17 protein-coding genes, 1 tRNA gene and 1 riboswitch are annotated in these 21,114 nt (G+C 62.6%); of the genes, 6 read left to right on the top strand and 12 right to left on the bottom strand.

Features of this window, described 5'->3' with window-relative positions:
• From AC0L17_RS18135 to AC0L17_RS18095, 9 genes are all read right to left on the bottom strand, one after another.
• On the bottom strand, window positions 1-642 hold a 642-nt coding region (locus AC0L17_RS18135), incomplete at its 3' end, for a phosphomethylpyrimidine synthase ThiC (protein WP_473516839.1).
• 102 nt (window positions 643-744) lie between these two features.
• Window positions 745-861: riboswitch (TPP riboswitch) on the bottom strand.
• A gap of 101 nt (window positions 862-962) precedes the next feature.
• Window positions 963-2,603: an ABC transporter ATP-binding protein gene (locus tag AC0L17_RS18130; RefSeq protein WP_473516838.1), complete on the bottom strand. Its 1,641-nt coding sequence runs from the start codon at window positions 2,601-2,603 to the stop codon at window positions 963-965.
• Window positions 2,600-3,523, bottom strand: a complete 924-nt coding sequence (locus tag AC0L17_RS18125) for an ABC transporter permease (RefSeq protein ID WP_473516837.1) — start codon at window positions 3,521-3,523, stop codon at window positions 2,600-2,602. Before AC0L17_RS18125 ends, AC0L17_RS18130 begins: the two co-directional genes overlap by 4 nt.
• A gap of 3 nt (window positions 3,524-3,526) precedes the next feature.
• Window positions 3,527-4,441, bottom strand: coding sequence for an ABC transporter permease (locus AC0L17_RS18120; RefSeq protein WP_287064315.1), 915 nt, complete (start codon window positions 4,439-4,441; stop codon window positions 3,527-3,529).
• Between the two features lie 84 nt (window positions 4,442-4,525).
• A complete protein-coding gene (locus tag AC0L17_RS18115) occupies window positions 4,526-6,034 on the bottom strand; it encodes an ABC transporter substrate-binding protein (protein ID WP_473516836.1) in 1,509 nt (502 codons plus the stop codon).
• A gap of 105 nt (window positions 6,035-6,139) precedes the next feature.
• Window positions 6,140-7,045, bottom strand: a complete 906-nt coding sequence (kdgD, locus tag AC0L17_RS18110; protein ID WP_287176748.1) for a 5-dehydro-4-deoxyglucarate dehydratase — start codon at window positions 7,043-7,045, stop codon at window positions 6,140-6,142.
• 63 nt (window positions 7,046-7,108) lie between these two features.
• Window positions 7,109-7,861 (bottom strand): FadR/GntR family transcriptional regulator, encoded by a 753-nt coding sequence (locus AC0L17_RS18105; RefSeq protein ID WP_128247489.1) that lies wholly within the window; start codon window positions 7,859-7,861, stop codon window positions 7,109-7,111.
• A gap of 196 nt (window positions 7,862-8,057) precedes the next feature.
• The gene (gene trxC, locus AC0L17_RS18100) at window positions 8,058-8,504 is read right to left on the bottom strand and encodes a thioredoxin TrxC (RefSeq protein ID WP_473516835.1); all 447 of its coding nucleotides are present in this window, start codon (window positions 8,502-8,504) and stop codon (window positions 8,058-8,060) included.
• Between the two features lie 37 nt (window positions 8,505-8,541).
• A complete protein-coding gene (locus AC0L17_RS18095) occupies window positions 8,542-10,104 on the bottom strand; it encodes a bifunctional aminoglycoside phosphotransferase/ATP-binding protein (RefSeq protein WP_473516834.1) in 1,563 nt (520 codons plus the stop codon).
• Window positions 10,105-10,433: 329 nt separating this feature from the next.
• Here AC0L17_RS18095 and AC0L17_RS18090 point away from each other — a divergent pair, with 329 nt between their 5' ends.
• Both AC0L17_RS18090 and AC0L17_RS18085 read left to right on the top strand, forming a co-directional pair.
• A complete protein-coding gene (locus AC0L17_RS18090; protein ID WP_091590329.1) occupies window positions 10,434-11,270 on the top strand; it encodes a universal stress protein in 837 nt (278 codons plus the stop codon).
• 136 nt (window positions 11,271-11,406) lie between these two features.
• Complete coding sequence (locus AC0L17_RS18085) at window positions 11,407-11,637, top strand: hypothetical protein (protein WP_091590330.1); 231 nt, start codon at window positions 11,407-11,409, stop codon at window positions 11,635-11,637.
• Window positions 11,638-11,802: 165 nt separating this feature from the next.
• Here AC0L17_RS18085 and AC0L17_RS18080 read toward each other — a convergent pair whose 3' ends face one another.
• Window positions 11,803-12,927 (bottom strand): aminopeptidase, encoded by a 1,125-nt coding sequence (locus AC0L17_RS18080; RefSeq protein WP_473516833.1) that lies wholly within the window; start codon window positions 12,925-12,927, stop codon window positions 11,803-11,805.
• 1,028 nt (window positions 12,928-13,955) lie between these two features.
• Here AC0L17_RS18080 and AC0L17_RS18075 point away from each other — a divergent pair.
• The 3 genes from AC0L17_RS18075 to AC0L17_RS18065 all read left to right on the top strand — a co-directional run bounded on the left by AC0L17_RS18075 (window position 13,956) and on the right by AC0L17_RS18065 (window position 17,338).
• The gene (locus AC0L17_RS18075; protein ID WP_128247485.1) at window positions 13,956-14,402 is read left to right on the top strand and encodes an SRPBCC family protein; all 447 of its coding nucleotides are present in this window, start codon (window positions 13,956-13,958) and stop codon (window positions 14,400-14,402) included.
• 268 nt (window positions 14,403-14,670) lie between these two features.
• Window positions 14,671-15,729 (top strand): adenylate/guanylate cyclase domain-containing protein, encoded by a 1,059-nt coding sequence (locus AC0L17_RS18070; protein ID WP_091590332.1) that lies wholly within the window; start codon window positions 14,671-14,673, stop codon window positions 15,727-15,729.
• 520 nt (window positions 15,730-16,249) lie between these two features.
• Window positions 16,250-17,338: a hypothetical protein gene (locus AC0L17_RS18065; RefSeq protein ID WP_473516832.1), complete on the top strand. Its 1,089-nt coding sequence runs from the start codon at window positions 16,250-16,252 to the stop codon at window positions 17,336-17,338.
• 424 nt (window positions 17,339-17,762) lie between these two features.
• On the opposite strand, the gene AC0L17_RS18060 is transcribed toward AC0L17_RS18065, so the two are convergent.
• Window positions 17,763-17,839, bottom strand: a tRNA-Pro gene (locus AC0L17_RS18060).
• 203 nt (window positions 17,840-18,042) lie between these two features.
• Between AC0L17_RS18060 and AC0L17_RS18055 the strand changes: the two genes are divergently transcribed.
• Entirely contained in the window at window positions 18,043-19,563 is a 1,521-nt protein-coding gene (locus AC0L17_RS18055) for a phosphomannomutase/phosphoglucomutase (protein WP_473516831.1), read from the top strand.
• 41 nt (window positions 19,564-19,604) lie between these two features.
• Here the strand turns inward: AC0L17_RS18055 and betB are convergent, their stop codons facing one another.
• Window positions 19,605-21,068: a betaine-aldehyde dehydrogenase gene (gene betB, locus AC0L17_RS18050; RefSeq protein ID WP_473516830.1), complete on the bottom strand. Its 1,464-nt coding sequence runs from the start codon at window positions 21,066-21,068 to the stop codon at window positions 19,605-19,607.
• Between the last annotated feature and the right edge of the window lie 46 nt (window positions 21,069-21,114).

Below are 21,114 nucleotides of genomic sequence, written 5' to 3'. Positions count from 1 at the left end.
GCCGATATTGGCATTGATCTTGACCAGGAAATTGCGGCCGATGATCATCGGCTCGCTCTCCGGGTGGTTGATGTTGGAGGGAATGATAGCCCGTCCGCGCGCTATCTCGTCGCGCACGAATTCCGGCGTGACGAAGTCCGGGATCGCCGCGCCGAAAGAGTTGCCGTCGCGCTGCATCCCGCCGCGTAGACTCTCGCAGCCGAGATTCTCGCGAATGGCGACGAACTCCATTTCGGGGGTGATGATCCCGGCGCGCGCATAGGCAAGCTGGGTCACCGCTTGGCCCGTTTTTGCCTTTAGCGGCCGGTGGCGCACGGGAAATTCCGGCGTCAGGCGCTCACCTGACGCGAAGCCGTTGTCCTCCGGCCTGACACTGCGGCCATCGTGGAATTCGACGTCGCCGCGCGCCGTAACCCATTCATGGCGAAACCTGGCGAGGCCCTTTTCGATGCTGGTTTCGACAGTCGGGTCCGTATAGGGACCGGACGGATCGTAAACGGTGACAGGCGGTTCGCCTGCCGTCGGATGGACGGCGATTTCCCGCATCGGCACCTTGATCTGCGGATAGAGGACACCGGACTTGTGGATTTTCCGTGAGGCAGGCAGCGGTCCCGTTGAGACGGCTGGGGTTAGGGCATTCATCTTGAGGCTCCTTTGCTCATGCATTGGAGACCCAGTTCTGTGCCGGAAGGATGAAAAGACGCTCTGGTTGGCCTGGCTTACAGGTTTTCGGGCATGGACTCCCGCAAAGCGCTTGCACCGTCCCTACGCCAGTATGAACTGGATCAGGTTCAACGGGTCACTGCGCCGCGAAAGCCAGCAGTATCTCAGCCCCTTGCCGGGACCCCCCTGGTGAATGGGTCAAATTGAGCGGGCGATCGCCATTTTGTCAAGCGCATTCGGCCCATCAGTCGGCAACGCTAGCTGGGCGCGCACGGACAATCGAGGCCGATATCCAGGAACTATTGAGCCTGCGTAAGCCATTTAGGCTTAGGCACAGCCTGCAGCAGGCTTTGCGTATAGTCGTGGCGAGGCGCCCCGAACAGCGCCGCGGTTTGGCCTTCCTCGACAATCCGTCCGTCTTTCATGACCATGATCCGGTCGGCGAAATGGCGCACGATCGGCAGATCGTGGGTGATGAAAATATAGGAGAGGCCGAGCCTCGTCCTGAGGTCGGCCAGAAGGTCGATCACCTGCGCCTGGATAGAGACGTCAAGCGCCGAAACCGCCTCGTCGCAGACGATCAGTTCCGGCTCGCTGGCAAGTGCGCGCGCAATGGCGATGCGCTGTCGCTGGCCGCCGGAAAACTGGTGCGGGTAGCGCTCGGCGTGCTCCGGCAACAGCCCAACCAATTCCAGGAGCTCTGCCACGCGAGCCTTCCACCTGTCCTTCGGCAGGATATCGCGGTGGATCACCCAGGGCTCGGAAATGATCGAATAAACGCGCATGCGTGGATTCATCGATCCGTACGGATCCTGGAAGATCATCTGGACCTTGCGCCGAAACGCCATGAGGCGCTTCCCATTCATGTCGAAGATGTTCTCACCGGCAAAGACTGCCTTGCCGGCGCTTGGCGCGTTCAGCCCCAACAGCATGCGCGCGACGCTCGATTTGCCGGACCCGGACTCGCCGACGATGCCGAGCGTTTCTCCTCTCCTGACCTCGAAGCTTATGTCATCCACCGCCTTGAACGTCCGCTTGCTGCTAAAAGCTCCGGAAGCAAGCTCATAGTGCTTGGTGAGATGTTCCACCTTGAGCAGCGTCTCGCCGGCGACCGCCGTCGAACGCCTGTTCGGCGCCTCCGCTGCGTTGCCGTGGGGCAGGGCGGCGATGAGGCGGCGGGTATAGGGGTGCTGCGGATTGCTGAAGACCTCCCTGGCGATGCCCGTCTCGACGACCTTGCCGCCGTTCATGACGATGATCCGGTCCGCCATGGACGCGGCGACTTCGAGGTCATGGGTGATCATGATCAACGCCATGCCGGTTTCGCGCTGGAGATCGCGCAGCAGATCGAGGATCTGCGCTTGCACGCTGACGTCCAGGGCGGTCGTCGGCTCATCGGCGATCAGGATGTCCGGTTTCAACGCGATCGCCATGGCAATCATCACGCGCTGGCGCTGTCCGCCCGAGAACTGATGCGGATAGAAGTCGACGCGGTTTTGCGGCTCTGGAATGCCGACGCGCCGAAGCAGTTCTATCGTGTTGGCGCGTGCGCCCTTGCCGGCTGCCGCACCGTGGCTCTCAAAGACCTCCTCGATCTGGCGCCCCACTGTGTAGACCGGGTTCAAATAGGCGAGCGGATCCTGAAAGATCATCGCAATCCTGCGGCCGTTGATGCTTCGGCGCGCCTCGGCGCCGAGGCCTGACAGTTCGACGCCGTCGAAGAGGCAGGAGCCGGCCACGATATCGCCCGGCGGGCAGTCGACGAGATCCATCACCGTGCTGGTGCTGACGCTCTTTCCCGAACCGCTTTCGCCGAGGATCACCAGCGTCTCGCCACGGCTGACGTGGAAAGAGACATCGTCGACGGCGCGTACCGGTTGATCATCCGAAAGAAAATCGACGGTCAGGCCCTCGACCTTGAGAATGGTCGCGTTGCTCATCGGGCAGCTTTTCGCAATGTCTGGAGGCGCCAGCGTTGCTGCGGATCGGCAACGGTGCGCGCCCAGTTCGAGAGGATGTTGAGCGACAGCGTCGTCAGCATGATTGCAAGGCCTGGCCAGAATGCGATCCACCAGGCGGTGGCGAGATAACCGCGGCCGTTTGCCACCATCGCACCCCAGGTGAAGTCCGGTGGCTGAATGCCGAGGCCAAGGAAACTCAGCGCCGATTCCGACAAAATGACGGTCGCGAAATCAATGGCTGAAATCGTCACCAATGTCGGCAGGACCAGGGGGGCGATGTGCCGGATGATGATCCGGGCCGGCTTCGCGCCCATGGCTCGCGCCGCGCTGACGAACATGCGCTCGCGCAGCTCCAGCACTTCCGCGCGCGCCGTTCTGAGGTAGATCGGCATGCGCGTGACGGCGAGAACGATCACCAGGTTGGTGATGCTCGGACCCAGCGTGTAGAGCACGATGAGCGCCAGCAGCAGCGAGGGAAAGCTCATGACGACATCGGCCAGACGCAGGATGAGATGACTGTACCAGCGCTCCGAATAGCCCGCTATCAGGCCCAGCGTTCCACCGACCAGCATCGACGCGAACACCGCCGCCGCGGCAATGCCGAACGTGTTCTGCGCGCCGACAATCAGCCTGGCCAGGATCGGCCGGCCGAGGGTGTCGGCGCCAAGGACGTAGATCCAGCCACTGGCCAGCGAGAACGGGGCGAGGTTGCGCTGGCGCAGCCCGAGCCGCGATGCGGCGTCGCCCACCAGCCACGCGCCGAGGACCGCCGCGATGACGACGATCGCCAGGAAAATAGCAGCGGCGAGCGCAAGCCTGTCGCGCTTCAAATAGGCGAAAAGCACGCGACCGCTGCCTGGAACGGCCGCCGGCTTGATGTCGGGGGTGATGATCGTCATGGCTCAGTACCGGATGCGCGGATCGAGAACCGCGTAGAGGAGGTCGATCGCGATGTTGAGGATGAAGATGGCGGTTGCCGTCACCAGAATGGTCGACTGGACGACGGCAAAGTCGCGCTGGATGATCGAATCGATCATCAGCTTGCCGATGCCGGGCCAGCCGAATATCGACTCCACGACGACGGCGCCGTTGACAAGGCTGGTCGCCAGGTCGCCGGCGACCGTGACGACCGGCAGCAGCGAGTTGCGAAGCGCATGCCCGAAGATGATCTTCTGCCGCGGCAGGCCCTTGGCCCTTGCGGTCTTGATGTATGGAGAGGCAAGCGCCGACAGCATGGTTCCGCGCACGACCTGCACCAGGAGACCGAAAGGGCGAAGCATCAGCACGAAGGTCGGCATGATCCAGTGCGCCCAGCTGCCGGTGCCCGATGTCGGCAAAACTCCGAGCCCCACGGCGAAGACAAGGATGCCGACGATGGCGACCCAGAAATCCGGCGCGCTTGCGCCGGCCAGCGAGACGAGGCTGGCGACACGGTCGAAGATGCTGCCCGGCCGCGCGGCCGCCAGGGAGCCGACAAGGATAGCCAAGGCGGTCGACAGCGTGATCGCGACGACGGCAAGCTTCAGCGTTTCGGGGAACGCCTCGAGCGCGACCTGCATCGCCGAGCGGTTCTGGCGCAGCGATTCACCGAAATCCAGCTGCAGCAGATCGCGCAGATATCCCAGAAACTGCCAATGGATCGGCTGATCGAGGCCGTTCAACCGCGCAAACGCGGCCCGAGCTTCCGCAGTCGAGTCCAGAGGCAGGTACAAGGCGGAAGGATCGCCGGTGAGCCGTGTCAGGAAAAAAACCAAGGTCAAAAGACCGATGACCGACAGGATGCTGTGCGACGCCCGGCGTCCAAGATAGGTTATCATTTCGGATGCCCTTCGGCGGATTTCGACGGAGGCAACGGGTCAGGGGGCGCAGGGCGACGATCGGCCTGGCGCCCCCCGTATCGCTCAGTCTTTGATGGCGATATTGGCCAGCGGTATTTCGCTGTTGGTGGTGATATCGGGCTTCCATTCCAGCCTGGTGCCAACCCGGGTGTAGCCGATCATGTGGAACATCGGGATGTCCGCCACCACTTCGTTGCGGGCCTTGCCGAAAATCGCCTTGAAGCTGTTGGTGCGGGCTTCGCCGGTCGCCGCCAGTGCCTCGTCTATCTGCTTGTCGAATGCCGGATCGGCCAAGGTCGAGTAGCTGCCGCTCGATCGATAGAAGATCGGCACCGTGAAGGCCGCATCGCCCTTGTTGTTGTCATGCATCATCTGCAGGAGATTGGGGCCGCGCTCCGCCGGGAACGGCTTTTGCAGATAGCGCAGCCAGTCGGCGACATCGAGCATGGTAAGCTTGACGTTGAGGCCGGCGTCCTGCCACATCGTCATCATCGCCTCCATCGCTTCGGCGCCGTTCGGATAGATGCCGTTTCGCCCGATGAGCTTGATCTCGGTGTCGACCGCGACGCCCGCCGCGCGCGCCTCTTCGATGAGCTTTTTCGCCTCTTCCGCATCATACGACCAAGGCTCGAGCGCATCGTCATGGCCGTTGATCCCGGAGACGACCATCTGCGACGCACGCTTGACGTCGTCGCCGAACAGCTGGGCAAGGCCTTCCCAGTCGATCGCCAGGTTGAGCGCCTTGCGCACGCGCAGGTCGTCGAGCGGCGGCTTGGCGGCATCGATGCGGATGGCGGTGGTTTCGGAGTTCAGGTAGGCGAAATCCGTCTCCGGATTGCTGGCGTCCTGGATGGCAATCGACGGTGTCAGGTCGGCTTCCCCGGTCTCCACCATGGCGGCTCGAATCGAGGATTCGGGTCGCCAGACATAGGTTGCCTTGGTGATCTGTGGCTTGTTGCCCCAATAGCCGTCGAACGCGTCCAGCACCACGGTCTGCGGGGAAAAGGTCGACAGCGTGAACGGGCCGGTGCCGACCGGATCGTTCACCGCCTGGTCGACCGGCGTCTTCGGCGAGACGATCATGACCACGCTCAACAGCGTCGGCATGATGGGCTCGGGCCTGTCCGACTTTATTTCGACGGTCAGCTTGTCGACCGGCGTCAGCGTCAGTTTGGCATCGCCGAATTTCGCAATGTTGCTGCAGGTAAGCTTGCCGCTGATCATCCTGTTGATGGAGAAGACGACCGCATCCGCATTGAGTTCGGTCCCGTCCTGGAATTTGACGCCCTCGCGCAGCTTGATCCGCCAGGTGGTCGGATCCACGCTGGTCCACTCCGTCGCCAGTTTCGGCTGGGGCTGTCCGCTGTTCGGATCGATGACGGTCAACGATTCAACCACGTTTTGGCTGAGTATCTGGCCGACATTGGTGATGATGGTGCCGCAGGGCTCCAGATTGGCCGGCTGCTCCGGCAGGACGATACGGATCTCCTGCGCCGCTTCCTGTGCGACGGCCGATGGCGCGGCAGCGGTCATCAATACGACAGCTGCAATCGTATGAATGCTTCTCTTCATGTCACTCCTCCCTTGATCTTCCATTTGGGATCTTCCGTTTTTGGCTGTCGCACGAGACGATCCTCCCCATCCCGTTCGGCCGACGATTTGCCGATCTCGCGGCGGCTAGGCGGCGATCTTCTCGATCAGTCCGCGCAGCACGTCTTTCTCCTGCGGCTTCAGATCGGTCAGCGGCGGCCGAAGCGGGCCGGGTGTCCGTCCGATGAGCTCGACGCCTGCCTTGATGATCGACACCGGATAACCTTGCTCGCGATCGCGCAAAGCCGCGAAGGGGAAGAAGAAGCTGTGCAGGATTTCTTCCATCACAGCGCGATCACCTGTCCGCATCGCCCTGTAGAAGCGCTGAGCCAATTCCGGCACGAAGTTGAAGACCGCGGAGGAATAAGTCGTCACGCCGGCCCCGTTGAAGCCCTCGGCGAACAGCTCATGCGTGGGCATGCCACCGATGTAGCAGAGCCGATCGCCGAGCTTTGCAGTGACGTGGCGGACAAGATCGACCTTGCCTGTGCCGTCCTTGAACCCGATGAGGTTTGGGCACGCGTCAGCAAGGCGGGCAACGGTGTCGGCACTGGCGACCGAGTTCGCACGGTTGTAGATGATGACGCCGAGGCCGGTGGACTGGCACACGGCCTTGACATGCCGAAAAATCCCCTCTTGCGAGGCCTCCATCAGATAGTGAGGCAGAAGCAGGAGACCGTCGGCTCCCGCAGCCTCGGCGCGGCGGGCGATTTCCGTGGCTAGCGCCGTGCCGTAACCGCAGCCGGCGATGATCGGCACGTCTCCCGAGGCATCCTTGGCCGCGCGGGTAACGTCGGCGACCTCTTCCGGCGACAGCGAGAAGAATTCACCGGTGCCGCCGGCCGCGAACAGGGCAGCGGCACCGAACCCCGACAGCCATTCGACATGCGCGCGATAGCTTTCGAGATTGAGGCTAAAATCCTCGTTGAAATGCGTGACGGGAAACGACAGCAGCCCTGAAGCGACACGCGACTTGATTTCATCTGGCGACAAAGGAACTCATCCCACAAATTAATATGATGTCATCTCGATTCATATGATGACTGTCCCGACGAGTCAACCGCCGGTGTTGTCCTGATTTGTCGGGCGCCGGACGGTCAGGGCGCGATAGCGCTTTATCCCGGTCACCAAATGGCGGCGCATCGCCTCACGCGCCTTTTCCGGGTCGCGGGCGAGGATGGCATCGGCGATTTCCCTGTGCTCCTGCAGAATCGGATGGTCGCGATTGGGCAAGGGGTCGACGCCGCCCATCATCGTCTTGAACTTCACCCGCGGGATCATCCGCCGGCCGACATGTTCGAGGAAGGCCTTGAACCTGGCGTTGTTGGTTGCGGCGGCAATCGCCATGTGGAACTGGAAGTCGGCATCGTCCGTGGGTTGCCCTTGCGCCATGAGGTCGGCGAACCTTTCGACCTGGGCCTCGATTTCGGCCTCTTGCGCCGGCGAGCTGCGGGCGGCGGCAAGGCCGGCTGCCTCGACTTCGATGCCGATGCGCAGCTCGAGCTCTTCGATGATGTCCGAGATCTTGTTCGTTTCGTCAGTGAACAGCTTCAATCCCTCGTCGACGGGTTTCGGGCCGAGAACGAAGACGCCGGCGCCTTGCCGCGATTCCACCAGTCCGTCGGCGCGAAGCGCGGCAATGGCCTCCCGAACCACGGTGCGGCTGAACCCGAACCGGTCGATCAGCGCGGGTTCTGTCGGCAATTTATCGCCAGGCGCATAAAAGCCGGCTTCGATCTGGTCGCGCAGGGCGTCGGCAACCTGAGAGACGAACGACCGCCGGGACGTTCGATGTTCGGCCTGCTGCATGGGTCCTCCCAACTTTGCCGGATCTGAGGATCCATACTCCCAGTGCGGGCCAAAAGCGAGGTCATCATATGAAAATTCGTCGTTCGATGTCTCGAACTTCTTAAGATCATCATATGTCTTCTGTGCTCAGTGTCGGCTATCAATTCGCCCGTCGTGCTGGGCACGGCGATCAGCGAAATCCACGCAGTAGCAGCTTTCAGGCTGCGGCCGGCAGGTGATCGCGGACCCACCTGACGATCTGTCCCGCCGTCATTGCGCCGGATGTGCGCGCAACCTCCCGTCCGCCGTGGAAGATGATCATGGTCGGGATGCCGCGGATGCCGAGCCTGGCTGCAACGGCCTGCTCATTGTCGGAATTGAGCTTGATCAGTCGAACATGCGGCTCCAGTTCGTTGGCTGCCGCTTCATAGGCCGGCGCCATCATCTTGCACGGGCCGCACCATGGTGCCCATATGTCGACGACGACGGGGAGGCTGCTTCGCGTGACCTGGCGATCGAAACTCTGTGCATCGACGTCTGCCGGATGACCCGAGAACAGCCTGGAGCCGCACTTTCCGCATTTCGCGTCCCCGGCATCGCGTACCGGCGGCAGGCGATTGACCCCGCCGCATTTGCCGCAAACCACCAGTTTTTCCTGCGTCATTCCATTTATCCGTCTTTATGCGCGTCGATCGTCGCCGTCACGATGCGGTCTTGAGTGGAGGATTCTGCGCAAAAGCGACCGCGTCCGAAACCTTGGCCAATTCTGCGGCGATATCGGCGAGCTTTCGATCGGCGTCGACCTTGCGCCAGTTGGACGGGGTAGCTTTTCGCTGCAATTGCCGCGACAAGATATCGACTGTGGCGTCGGAAGGACCGCCACTGCGCTCGCTCACCCGCTGCCAAAGAACGAGCGGATCCGCCTCCAGCCAGAATCCGGCGAAAGCAACGTCTCTGCCGTTTGCAGCTTTCTCGATGCGGTCGCGATCGGCCGGCCGGTCAAAGACGGCATCGGCGACCACCGAACCGCCTTCGGCAAGGATCAAGTCGGCGCGCCATGCCATTTCGCGGTAGACGCGGTCCGACACATCAGGTCGATAAGCCCTGTCCGGCAGCTTCGTCTCGGCTGGCACCCCATGCAGGGCTTTGCGGATGCGGTCGCTTTCGACAATGCGTGCGCCGGGCGGCGCGCCAACATGTGCGGCGAGTGCCTCGGCAACGGCCGTCTTGCCGGAACCGCTCAAGCCGCCGATGGCGATCAGCCGAGGAGGCTTTTCCTCGAGAAGTGTTCGGGCAAGCTCGAAATAGGATCTGGCCTCGGCAAGCAGCCCGCTGGAATCGTCACCGCTTTCCTCGATCTGGGTTGCGGTGACATGCGCGCGCACCGCGGCCCGCACTGCCATGAAAAACGGCAGGAGGATGAAGCCGTCCTCGTCGTCTGCTTCGTCGAGATAGCGGTTCATCACCAGGTTGGCGAGTTCCGGAAAGCCGCGATGCCAGAGGTCCATCAGCAGGAAAGCCAGGTCGTAAAGCACATCGATGCTGGCGATCTGGTCGTTGAATTCGATGCAATCGAAGAGGCGGGGCTCGCCGTCGAAGAGACAGATGTTGCGCAGATGCAGGTCGCCGTGGCATCGTCGAATCTTGCCTGCCGTCTCCCGCCGGTCGAGCAACTCGCAATGACGTGCGAGGGCGGTGCGAAACATCCCGGTGAATGCCTTTATCTCGGCTTGCTCGAAAACATGGCTGGTGGCAAAGCCGGCTTCGTTGATGGCGAGCACGCCTGCCAGGTTCGAGGATCCGCTGCCCTTGTGGACCTCCGGCGCGCCACGATGATAGCGCACGATCATGCGCGCGACATCCGTCATCAGCGCAGGCGTCAGTTCGCCACCGACTGCCATTCGGTCGAGCAGCTTCGACTGATCGAAGCGGACCATCTCGATCGCCGCATCGACCAGTTTGCCGCTTCCGTCGAAGGCCAGCTCGCCGCCGGCCTCGCGGGTGACGCGCCGCACCCCCAGATAGAGGCCGGGGGCAGTCCTGGAGTTGAGATCGACCTCCTTCTCGCAAGCGGCGAGCCGCAGCGCCGGGGTCGAGAAGTCGACATAGGGCAGCTTGACCGCTCGCTTGATCTTGTAGGCGCGCTGGCCAACCAGGAATATCCGCGAGATATGCGTCTCGATCGCCTCGACCGGTCCGCTCTCGCCATATGCGGCAGGGTCCATCAACATCGCGGCCACGGATTGCTGATCCTCGACGATCATCGGATGCCTCTTTGTTTTGTACCCAACCTGGGGAAGCCAGCGAGCGTGGTCGCTGAAATTCCATGCCCATCAGGCCCTTGCTGCCACAGCGCCTGGATATAACCAGCCAGGTCACGAATGCGTTCCGTGATGCTGCTGCTCCGATGTTCGGGGCGTATTCTTGGCGTCCTCCGGCGGCCTGAAACCTGTTGGCGTCGGCACGTGGGCATGTTGATACGGATCAAATGATGACCGGCGGCGTTCTTCACTCAGCGCCAGCAGCGCGCCGAGCCGTCTCGCTGTTGTTGCAACGTCGATTGGGCTTTGGGGCAAAATCGGGAGCAGCCGCCATGGCTTTCAGGACGATACTTGCCGTTACGGGACCGCACGAGGGAGACGGTGATCTCAAGCCTGCCGCCGACCTGTGCAACGAGATCGGCGCCCATCTTGCTGTTCTGGTCGTTGCCGTAGCTGCGCCGCCACCAGTCGGGGAGTATGCCGCGGTCGTTTCAGAGGCCTGGCTCGACGAGCGTCGGGCCGTCGAGGATCTGTTGAAGAAGCGGACTGCTGACCTGTCGGCTTTTCTCGCCGGCAGCGTGCTTTCGGCCGATGTCTCCAGCGAATATCCGGAAGCCGGCTGGGCCGACGACACCATCGGCCGCCGTGCCCGCTATGCCGACATTACGGTCATTGGACCGGAGCTGCTCGCCAACGAAACGCTGAAAAGCAAAGCGATCGAAGGCGCATTGTTTTCTTCGGGCAAGCCCTTGCTGCTCATCCCCGCGGGGGCGCAGCCGACCCTTAAGCCGAAACGCGTGCTGATTGCATGGGACGCCCGTCTGGAGGCATCGCGTGCCGTCCGCGAATCCCTCGGCCTGCTGCCAGGCGCCGATGAGGTGCACCTCGTCATGGTCGATCCGGTGGAGGACGAGTACCGCCACGGGGCCGAACCCGGAGCCGACGCCGCCGCCTATCTCGCGCGGCATGGCGTGAATGTCACGGTCGACCGGCTGCCCAAACTGGACCATTCAGTCGTCGACGTGCTTCGGCGGCACGCGCTCGACATCGCCGCCGACCTGATGGTGATGGGCGCTTACGGTCATTCCCGGTTGCGCGAGCGCATCTTCGGTGGCGTCACCGTCTCGATGCTTGAAGACCCGTCGATGCCGATCCTTATGGCGCGTTAGCCGTCGGCGCCCGTCATTGGCATCTCTTTTAAGTCCCAAGGGACACTGTTGCCGCCCATCTAGCCGTCTCATCGGTATCGGCGGAGCCGCGAATCTGTGGTAAGCCGCCGCTCAACCAACCAAAGGACGACACCCTGTGAGCGAACCGACCGTGGCCGAGGCGACCGAAAGTATCTATGCATCGCTGCGGGCGGACAATGCCGACATCGACGCGCATATCGCGACGCTTAAGGCGGCGATGACACGAGAAGGGATAAAACAGGCGGTGTTCGATCCGACCAGGCTGGCGCAGAACAACCGTTCGGGCCGCAAGCTGATGCAGGCTTATTTTCGGCAGCGCGGCGTGAGCGTGAGGTTTTCGGCCTAGTAGGGCGCAGCCTGAGGCGCCACGGCCCGCCGGCAGCCATTGTGGTCCAGGATCCGCCGGGGAGTTCAGGCAAGTCCGCTTTTGGCTTCTGTAGGCCGACATGCGGCTTCCGGCCCCGCCGCCGTCAAAGTTCCTAGGAAATCGGCCGACAAATGGTCAATTCAATCACCTGCGCCGGCTGCCGAGCACATCGGCGACCGACTCGCCGCTTCTGGCCTTCGGATTTGACCGGCTATCGCATGAATCTGCTGCTTTGAGCGCTTCGGCGCGGTAAGCCTTGTCTAACGCTCCGATCCGTCGAACCGACGCGAAGAACCGTGGATAGTCGCCCGAACACAAATCGAACAAGCGGAGAAACGTCGCCACCTGATCGCCGTAGACGGAAGTCGCGGCGAGCTTCGCGTTGTTAATCGGAGAATCGAACCAGACATCGTATCCCTGGTATCCACGCCAGCGACTGTCGCGCATCTCTCGGTAGCGCATCCGCAGCCGTTCGATCGCGGCCATCTTCGCGGCCCGCTTCTGCTCAGAGGTAGCGATGCCGTCATAGACATGGCTTAGCTCGTCCCGGGTCTGCGACACCAGCGCAAGAAATTGAGCTCTGCGCCTCCGGTCGGCTTTGTAACGGCGCAACTCGCCGGTATCACCAGCCGCGCGCAGCCATTTTCTCACGCCGGTTGTTTCGACGGCGACAGCGAATGCCTCGTTGAATGCGGAATCGTCCTTCACATAGACGCGTTGGTGGGCCAGCTCATGGAAAACTAGCCCCGCAAGATACGCTTCATCTTGGCTGAGCATCGTACTTAGCAGCGGGTCACTTGACCAGCCAAGCGTGGAATATGCAGTGATGCCCGTCACATAGACGTCCAGGCCCTGTCTCTGAAGTTCGGCAGCGGTTTCAATCGCAGACCTTTTGGAGAAGTATCCTCGGTACGGAACGCATCCGAACACCGGAAAGCACCCTGTTCGTGGCGTCAGCGAGAATTCCGGCGCGGCGAAGACGGCCCATGTCACCGCGTCCCGACCAACGTTAACATAGCTGCGGTAGCTATTGTTGTCCGGCAGCGCTAGTTCATCTATCGCAAACTGTCGGATGGCGCTCGCCGATTCCATTCGAGCGCGTAGTGTCCCAGGGATCGAAGGATCGTCGATCAGCTCTTCGACATCCTGGCGCGCCGCCATGATCTCCACGTGACCCTTCAAGGATTGTGCATAGTAGGAAATGCTGGTGCAACCGGCCACGCCGGACATCACGATCGTCGCAGCAACCGAACGAAAAAATGCACGCATCACGGTTGCCCACGGCATTTGCTCACACGTCCGGATAGGGCAAACGTCGCAACTACGCCCGGTCCCAAACAGTGGCTCCAATTCGGTTGATATCCTGGGATGAGGTTTAGGTTAGACGTTCGTCTTCGGCAAGATTGTCACAATGTGATCATTCGCTGCCAAATTGCCGAATGTCCGCTATAAGCCGGACACGGCGGCATGCGAACTATCCGCCTAGGAGGTCTTTTTCTCCCGGAGCTTCCGGTCGCATCCGGCCCACCGCTGCTGGTCCGCAATGCGCCGATGTCAGCCGTAGAGATGAGCTTGTCTCTGCCTGGAAGCAGACATCGCCGGCGACGGCACCGGAGGTCACGGTTGCGCCAGCAGCGGACATATGCTCTGGACGCAGCGAAAGTCGCAATCCGGACCCCTTGCGGACCTACGGAAAGCTGCTCCGAGAGCGGAGGCGTCGAGTCATGATCGCGCGTCCCGGCTCGCCAAGCACGTGAAGTCGATCGAGCGGGTCGGCGGCATCGAGTCCTGGAACCTCCAGACCATAAACAAGGCTTTCGGACCGCCTCGAGCGCTTCTGAAGCCAGCAGATCCGCTACCGCCGAATGTATGGGCGCGGGAAGATCGACCTGCTTCAGGCCCGGCTGATAGGTGCCTTCTGATGGCAAACTGCACCACAATTGCGTCAGATCCAACATTGCAGGCGATCTCACACCTCCAGATGCGCCTGCCCGAAGGCACCTCGTGGCGCAGGAGGCCAGCGTCAAACCCACAATGCCGATTGAAGCGCTTAAACGTGGGAGATGCGTCGGAGTGATCTCCAATGCGACTGACTTAGGCGACAATGAGGTCGTGTCGATCAGGAATCGCTCAAGCCGGGTGCGGATTTCTTCTAGCCAAGCTGCTTGGGCGGTACCTTGTTGAGGGCGATCTTCCGCCTACATGCTGTCAGAAAAGACCTCCCACACTAGGACAGAAGGCGCCCGTCCATCCTCCGCCTCAGGCGGAGCAGGTCATCGCAACCGTAGGAGAGACCGATGCAAGAGTCGCTCGTCGTCCGCCGCGAGACGCACATCCCGGCGCCGCCCGCCGCGGTGTTCGCCCTCCTGACCGATCCGGAGAAGATCCTGCGCTGGATGGGAACGGAGGCTGAGGTCGAGCCGCAGCCTGGCGGGCTCTATCTCGTCAATGTCACTGGGGCTCGCTGCGCTCGCGGCTCCTTCCTCGAGGTGGTGCCGGTGCACCGCCTGGCCTACAGCTTTGGCTGGGACGGCAGCGAGGTGGTGCCGCCGGGGTCTAGCCTGATCGAGGTCGACCTGATCGAGCAGCCGGACGGAACGCTGCTGCGCCTGACCCACACCGGCCTGCCTAACGCCGAGCAATGCGCCGGCCATGCGGAAGGCTGGGCCCATTACCTCGGCCGGCTGGCCGAGGTTGCGGCCGGGCGTGAACCGGGGCCGGACCCCTGGCATGGCAGGGACTGACCCTTTCCGCTCGTCGCTCGCAGGGGTGTCGAAGGCTGCCTCATCGAGGATTGGACCGTGAGTCTGGAGGATGGCGTCTATGTAAAGGAGTAGTTGTGCCGGCGGCAGCCCATGGCCTCGCCCTGAATGTCACCTCTCCCTTAAGTACGCCCTTAACGACGTCCCGTCCGGTCCCGTTGAGGGCGTCCTCACGTGACAACATGACAGGCAGAAGCGTCATCCCGCGGCGCGGATGACAGGCTAGTGGCCGCGGTGGCATAATCGCGGCATGGATCTGCCCGCGCCCCTCGCCTGGTTGTTGGACGAGGCCGGCTCTTCGCCCGGCTCTGACTGGTTCCTGGCCGAGCTCGGCGGCCGGCTGCTGGCCGACGGCCTGCCGTTGGCCGGGGGCGCTCTGACGGTCGCGGTGCCGCATCCGATCATCGCCCGCCGCACCTGGCTGTGGCAGGCGGAGACCGGGGCGGTGATCGAGGCGCTGGGCTTCGCCGGCGGCCCGCTCAACCAAGCCGGGCGCGACTGGCTGGCCGAGCTTGGCCCTGTGCAGGAGGACACGATCGGCCCGGAGCCGGACAGTCCGGTGCTGGGCTGGGCAGGGACCCGGCCATTCGGCCCCGCCGAGGCCGGCCGGCTGCGCCAGGCCGCGCGCTTCGCCGCAGCGCCCTTAGCCGCCCTGACCGCGCGGGCGGCGCTGGCAGCGCTGCTCGAGGCCTATCTTGGCAGGCGCAGTGCCGCCCGGGTGCAGGCCGGCGCGCTGCGCCGCGGCACCGGGGAGACCATCCGCGCCGCGCTGCTCTGTGCCGATCTGCGTGACTTCACCGCCCTGTCCGAGGCGACGGAGCCTGCAGCGATGATCACCGCCCTCGACGCTTGGTTCGACCGCGTCGCCGGGGCGGTGCATGCTTTCGGGGGCGAGGTGCTGAAGTTCATCGGCGACGGTGTGCTGGCGATTTTCCCGGTCACGGGCGCCCCGGCCGAGGCCTGCGAGGCGGCGCTGCGGGCTGTTGTCGCCGCCCGCGCCGGCATGGCCCATCTCGATGCGGTGCGGCAGACGGAGGGGCTGCCGCCGCTGCCCTTCGGCGCGGCACTGCATCTCGGTGAGATGCTGTGGGGCAATATCGGCGCGGCCGACCGGCTGGACTTCACTGCCATCGGCCCTGCGGTCAACCTGGTCAGCCGGCTCGAAGGGCTATGCAGGCCCCTTGGTCGCAGCGTGCTCATCTCGGGCGCGGTCGCGGCGGAGACGACAACGGCTTTGATCCCTTTGGGCGAGCACTTATTGCGCGGTATCGCTGATCCCTGCGCGGTCTTCACCCTGCCGGAGGATTGAGCCCCGCGGGCCGGGGTCCGGGCAAGGGTACCAGATGCGTGACTAATACAAGCGGGAGCCGGTACGTCTGTGCAGGCAATCGGCTTTGCAGCCACGAGCGGCGACGGACTGAGCTGATCATGTCGCCTCATGTGCTCCGGCCAATAGCAGCGCGTAGGTTGCCTTTTCAAGCTTCCTTACCGCTCGCTCAGATTTGTCTATCTGACAACAAACGTCAACTGTCATACATTCCGGACGTTCGCTGCGATGCCACGAACGTCCGCAGGGGGTCACGTCACGGCGTTACTCGCACCGACGTGAAGGTCAGCTATTGAAGATCCGAGGGCCAAAGCTGCCAGTCCGTTTCCGGCCCCAAAATGACCATGAACGCCGAAGTTTGATGGAAAACGGAACGTCCGCTGTTGCCACCCTTCAGCAAATTTCCACCACATCCCAGAACTAACGATCGCTTCATCGGGATTGGCTGATAGCTTCGGCACGTCTTGGCATGACATGACTGCGGGAGGATGCCCCCTTGAGAATGAGATATCTGCTAGCAGCCTCACTCGTTGTGGCGATCGTCCTGACGCTCAGATGGGAATGGCTGGAGCCCCATCACTTCGAAGATGAGGTCATGCGAGCCGCGCTGGCGGAGGAAGTTCGCCGGGACGACACCCGTTGCCCGCTCAGCAGTAAAGCTGTGGAGCAGGCTCGGCCATGGGTTCTTGCAGCCTGCGCGGCAGGCGGGCTCGGCTGGCATGAGGCAGCGGCGAAATATGGCGACGATGCAGCCAGAGTGTTCCTCGTCTATGGCGAGGATGCGGATTTCGTGGAGGTTTTCGACCGTCTCGGCCATCCGGTCGTGCCGGTGATTGCTTACTTCGTGAAGAATGGATCGTCGCAGTACTTGTTGCAGGAAACCATCGGTCAGGGCCTCTCGAGCCTGTGGGACGACCGGCAGGTGGGATTCGGCCTCGCCGAGATTTCGCCGGAGCAATATGGGCTTATTGCCATTCGCGAGCTCAAGGATCGCGGGCATGAGATGCTGTCGGAGTTCGAGATCGTTGACGGAACAGCAGTCCGCAGACAGTTCACCCGCACGCTGCTTGGTGCGAAGAACATAGTCCTGGGCGGCGTTTCCGACCTGGAAGGGGTGATCACCCGCGGCGAGCGGCTTCCGACCTGGGACGAGATGGGTTGGGCGGCCTTCGATGCGGCAATCGTCGTCGGGGGCATGGGCGCAGCAGCCAAGGCATTGCGGGTTGCGAGGGCACCGGTGGCCGCAGCTGGTCGCGGAACTGTGCGGATCGCACATCTGAGGGCAGCAGGCAAAGGTGCGTTCCAATCGCTTTCCGCCGTCGGTACCGCAGCCGGTGTCGCCGCCGTCGTCGCACTTCCCTATGTGGCGATCACGCGACCTCACCTTCTGACAGACGCGGCCGGTTGGATAGCCGAACAAGCAGGTCTCCCGGCCTGGCTCGGCGCCTTTGCGGCCTACTTCATACTCTGTCTTGTCCTGGCTTCTCTGCTGAGGATGGTTCTGGCGCCGCTGGCCTGGACGCTGCGAACGCTGAGCAAGATCGTTGGACGACTCGCCGGTGCCGGCGGTGTCCGATCCGCGGCAGCTTAAATCCCGCGCACAGCGCCAATGGCAGGTTACAAATGGTGGAATGTTAACGCTTCAGTCATTGAAGTCGCGATGTTGAATGCCTTCAGGTTTTAGGGGAGATTAAGCCGATGATAAAAGCGGATACTCCGTTCGCCCTTATGCTGGAGATGCACGCCGTGGTCTTAGGCGTTCCAGGGCTTATTCTGCTGGCATCAGCCGCAATCGTTGCATTGATACGCCCTTGGCGCTTTCGCCCCGAGTGAAGTCATTCGACAACTATCGCCGATTGAACACGTTTGGCGCGAAGCAGACATAGTTTAGATGGCGCGGCCTCAGATTCTGCAAAATCGCGAGTGGTTTGGTATGCGTCTGCCAGCTCCATCGAGCGGCCTAGATGCATCTGTGGGGCAGGCAGAATTCGGGATGCCTAACCCATTGTTTTTTCTGGTCGGAGTGGCAGGATTTGAACCTGCGACCCCATCGTCCCGAACGATGTGCGCTACCAGGCTGCGCTACACTCCGTGACCAGACCGCGGGCTTATAGCCGCCGTACTTCGTTCCTGCAAGCGCCAATGGCAGCGCTTCTGTCGCATTTCTTGCCGTTTCGCTCTAACGTCATACAGGTTTCAGTTCCCTGCGGGATAAACACCGTTTAACGGCTCGTGTTATAGGCATGGCCACCTGCGTTGAAACCACTCTGAATCCAGCCGCTTGGAGTTGCTGTCTTGTCCCTGAAGATTGTTAGCGAAGCCCTTCCCAACACTTTCGAGTTTGAAACCTCGGCGCTGATCAAGGCGTCCGGCTTTCGTGAGTATGATGCGCGCTGGTGGTTCGGCCATCCGGGCTCTGCCGAGCCGCCGGAGCTCAACCTGATCGGTGTCCAGGCGCTTGGCATGGGGCTCGGCACGCTGATCCGGCGCCTGGGCGCCGGACCGGATATCGTGACCGGGCATGATTTCCGTTCCTATTCGCTGGCGATCAAGCTGGCGCTGGTTTCCGGGCTGATGGCCGCCGGCGCGCGGGTTAGGGATATCGGGTTGGCGCTATCGCCGATGGCTTATTTCGCCCAGTTCGCGCTCGACACGCCGTCTGTCGCCATGGTCACCGCCTCGCATAACGAGAACGGCTGGAGCGGCGTCAAGATGGGGGCGGCGCGTCCGCTGACTTTCGGTCCGGAGGAAATGAGCGCATTGAAGACGATCGTGCTTGCCGGCGACTTCGACCTGGTCGGCGGCGGCTCCTATGACTTCGTTGCGGATTTCCGCAAGATCTATCTCGACGACCTGACCCGCGACAAGCGCATAGCGAGAAAGCTCAAGGTGGTCGCCGCCTGCGGCAACGGCACTGCCGGCGCTTTTGCACCTGAAGCGCTGGAACGGATCGGCTGCGAGGTGATCCCGCTCGATGTCGAGCTCGATCATAGGTTTCCGAATTACAACCCCAATCCCGAAGACATGAAGATGCTGCACGCGATCCGCGACAAGGTGCTGGAGACAGGAGCAGACGTCGGGCTTGGCTTCGACGGCGATGGCGACCGCTGCGGCGTGGTCGACAATGAAGGCAACGAGATATTCGCCGACAAGGTCGGCGTCATGCTCGCGCGCGACATTGCGCGCCTGCATCCAGGCTCGACCTTCGTCGTCGACGTCAAGTCGACCGGATTGTTCAATACCGACGCCGCGCTGCGCGCCGATGGCGCCATCACCGATTACTGGAAGACCGGCCACTCCTATATAAAGCGGCGCGTGGCCGAGCTTGGCGCCATCGCCGGTTTCGAGAAATCCGGTCATTTCTTCTTCAACCCGCCGATCGGGCGCGGTTATGATGATGGTCTGATCACAGCCATCGCCATCTGCGAGATGCTGGATCGCAGCCCGACAAGCAGCATGGCCGATCTCTACCGCGACCTGCCGCTGACCTTCGGCACGCCGACCATGTCGCCGCACTGCGCCGACGAGCTGAAATATGGCGTGGTCGAGCGGGTCGTTTCCGACTTTCAGGCCATGAAGCATGACGGCGCCATCTTCGCCGGCCAGAAGATCGCCGAGCTGATCACCGTCAATGGCGTTCGCGTCGTCGCCGAGGACGGCACCTGGGGCCTGGTGCGGGCGTCGTCGAACAAGCCGGAGCTTGTCGTCGTGGTGGAGAGTCCGGTGTCGTCGGAGCGGCGCCGGCAGATGTTCGAAGCCGTCGATGCGGTGCTGCGCCGCAGCCCCGAAGTCGGCGCCTACAACCAGACGTTTTAAGTTCTCTGGCTAAGGTCTCTGGTCGGCGGCGCCGGTGAGCCTCAATAGGGGCTCGCGACGTCGCCGGTCTCGACATAGACCGACTTCAACTGGGAATAGAGTGCCAACGCGGCAAGTGAGTTTTCTCGCCCGATTCCCGACTGCTTGAAGCCGCCGAAGGGAATTTCGACCGGCGTCAGGTTGTAGGCGTTGATCCAGCAGGTGCCGGCCTGCAGCTCGGCGATAACGCGGTGGGCGCGCGGCAGGTCGCGCGTGAACACGCCGGCGGCAAGGCCGAATTCGGTATCGTTGGCGCGGTCGATCACCTCGTCCTCACTGTCGAATTTCAGCACGCTCATGACAGGCCCGAAAATCTCCTCGCGCGCGATGCGCATGGTGTCGGTGACGCCGGTGAAGACCGTCGGCTCGACGAAGAAGCCGCCTTGGAAACCTTGCAGCGAAGGTACATTGCCGCCGCAGGCGAGCACAGCGCCATCCTGCTTGCCGGCCTCGATATAGCCGATGACCTTTTCATGCTGCGCCTTGGAGACCAGCGGTCCCATCTGCGTTTCCTGGTCGAGCGGATCGCCGATACGGATTTTCTTGGTCCGCTCGACCAGTCGTTCGACGAAACGGTCGTGGATGCCCTTCTGCACGAAGACCCGCGTGCCGTTGGAGCAGATCTGGCCGGTCGAATAGAAATTGCCGAGCATGGCGCCGCCGATGGCATTTTCGAGATCGGCATCGTCGAAGATGATCAGCGGCGACTTGCCGCCAAGCTCCATGGTGGCATGCTTCATCTTCGAGCCGGCGAGCGACAGCACCTTGCGGCCGGTCGGCACCGAACCGGTCACCGAGACCTTGGCGACGACATCGTGGCCGACGAGGCCGGCGCCGACATCGCCATAGCCTTGCACGACGTTGAACAGCCCGTCGGGCAGGCCGGCCTCGGTGTAGATTTCGGCGAGCGCCAGCGCCGACAGCGGCGTGTTCTCCGACGGCTTGAACACCATGGCGTTGCCCACGGCGAGTGCCGGCGCCGATTTCCAGCCGGCGATCTGGATCGGGTAGTTCCAGGCGCCGATGCCGACGCAGACGCCCAGCGCCTCGCGCCTTGTATAGGCAAAGGCGCCGCCGAGATCGACGGACTCGCCATTATAGGCAGCGACCGCGCCGCCGAAATATTCGAGACAGTCGGCTGCCGATGGCGCGTCCGCCACCAGCGTCTCCTGGATCGCCTTGCCGGTATCCAGCGTCTCGATGCGCGCCAGGTCGGCGTTGCGCACGCGCAATATGTCGGCGGCGCGGCGCAGGATGCGCCCGCGTTCGACAGGCTTCAGCCGCGCCCAGGCCGGTTGTGCTGCACGCGCTGCTTCGATCGCCAGTTCAAGCACGTTCGGCGTCGCCGAACGCAGCATCGCGATGGTCTCGCCGGTTGCCGGATAGATGACCGGCAGCGGCGCACCTTGCTCATCGTCGATGTAGCGTCCGTTGACATAGTGCGATGCCTTTGGCTGGGCGCGCATGGGATCTTCTCCAAATTGTCTTTCGATGGGCCCGGCGGGCAGACAC

It is taken from the genome of Mesorhizobium sp. WSM4829, from assembly GCF_055811475.1.
Note: the sequence above shows the minus strand (reverse complement) of the source record. Positions and strands in the feature narration are given on the sequence as shown.

Bases quoted from the DNA above. Each gene is read 5' to 3' on its own strand.
- AC0L17_RS18130 (WP_473516838.1), bottom strand. From the start codon at position 2,603: ATGAGCAACGCGACCATTCTCAAGGTCGAGGGCCTGACCGTCGATTTT.
- AC0L17_RS18125 (WP_473516837.1), bottom strand. From the start codon at position 3,523: ATGACGATCATCACCCCCGACATCAAGCCGGCGGCCGTTCCAGGCAGC.
- AC0L17_RS18120 (WP_287064315.1), bottom strand. From the start codon at position 4,441: ATGATAACCTATCTTGGACGCCGGGCGTCGCACAGCATCCTGTCGGTC.
- AC0L17_RS18115 (WP_473516836.1), bottom strand. From the start codon at position 6,034: ATGAAGAGAAGCATTCATACGATTGCAGCTGTCGTATTGATGACCGCT.
- AC0L17_RS18105 (WP_128247489.1), bottom strand. From the start codon at position 7,861: ATGCAGCAGGCCGAACATCGAACGTCCCGGCGGTCGTTCGTCTCTCAG.
- trxC (WP_473516835.1), bottom strand. From the start codon at position 8,504: ATGACGCAGGAAAAACTGGTGGTTTGCGGCAAATGCGGCGGGGTCAAT.
- AC0L17_RS18095 (WP_473516834.1), bottom strand. From the start codon at position 10,104: ATGATCGTCGAGGATCAGCAATCCGTGGCCGCGATGTTGATGGACCCT.
- AC0L17_RS18090 (WP_091590329.1), top strand. From the start codon at position 10,434: ATGGCTTTCAGGACGATACTTGCCGTTACGGGACCGCACGAGGGAGAC.
- AC0L17_RS18080 (WP_473516833.1), bottom strand. From the start codon at position 12,927: ATGCGTGCATTTTTTCGTTCGGTTGCTGCGACGATCGTGATGTCCGGC.
- AC0L17_RS18075 (WP_128247485.1), top strand. From the start codon at position 13,956: ATGCAAGAGTCGCTCGTCGTCCGCCGCGAGACGCACATCCCGGCGCCG.
- AC0L17_RS18070 (WP_091590332.1), top strand. From the start codon at position 14,671: ATGGATCTGCCCGCGCCCCTCGCCTGGTTGTTGGACGAGGCCGGCTCT.
- AC0L17_RS18065 (WP_473516832.1), top strand. From the start codon at position 16,250: ATGAGATATCTGCTAGCAGCCTCACTCGTTGTGGCGATCGTCCTGACG.
- betB (WP_473516830.1), bottom strand. From the start codon at position 21,068: ATGCGCGCCCAGCCAAAGGCATCGCACTATGTCAACGGACGCTACATC.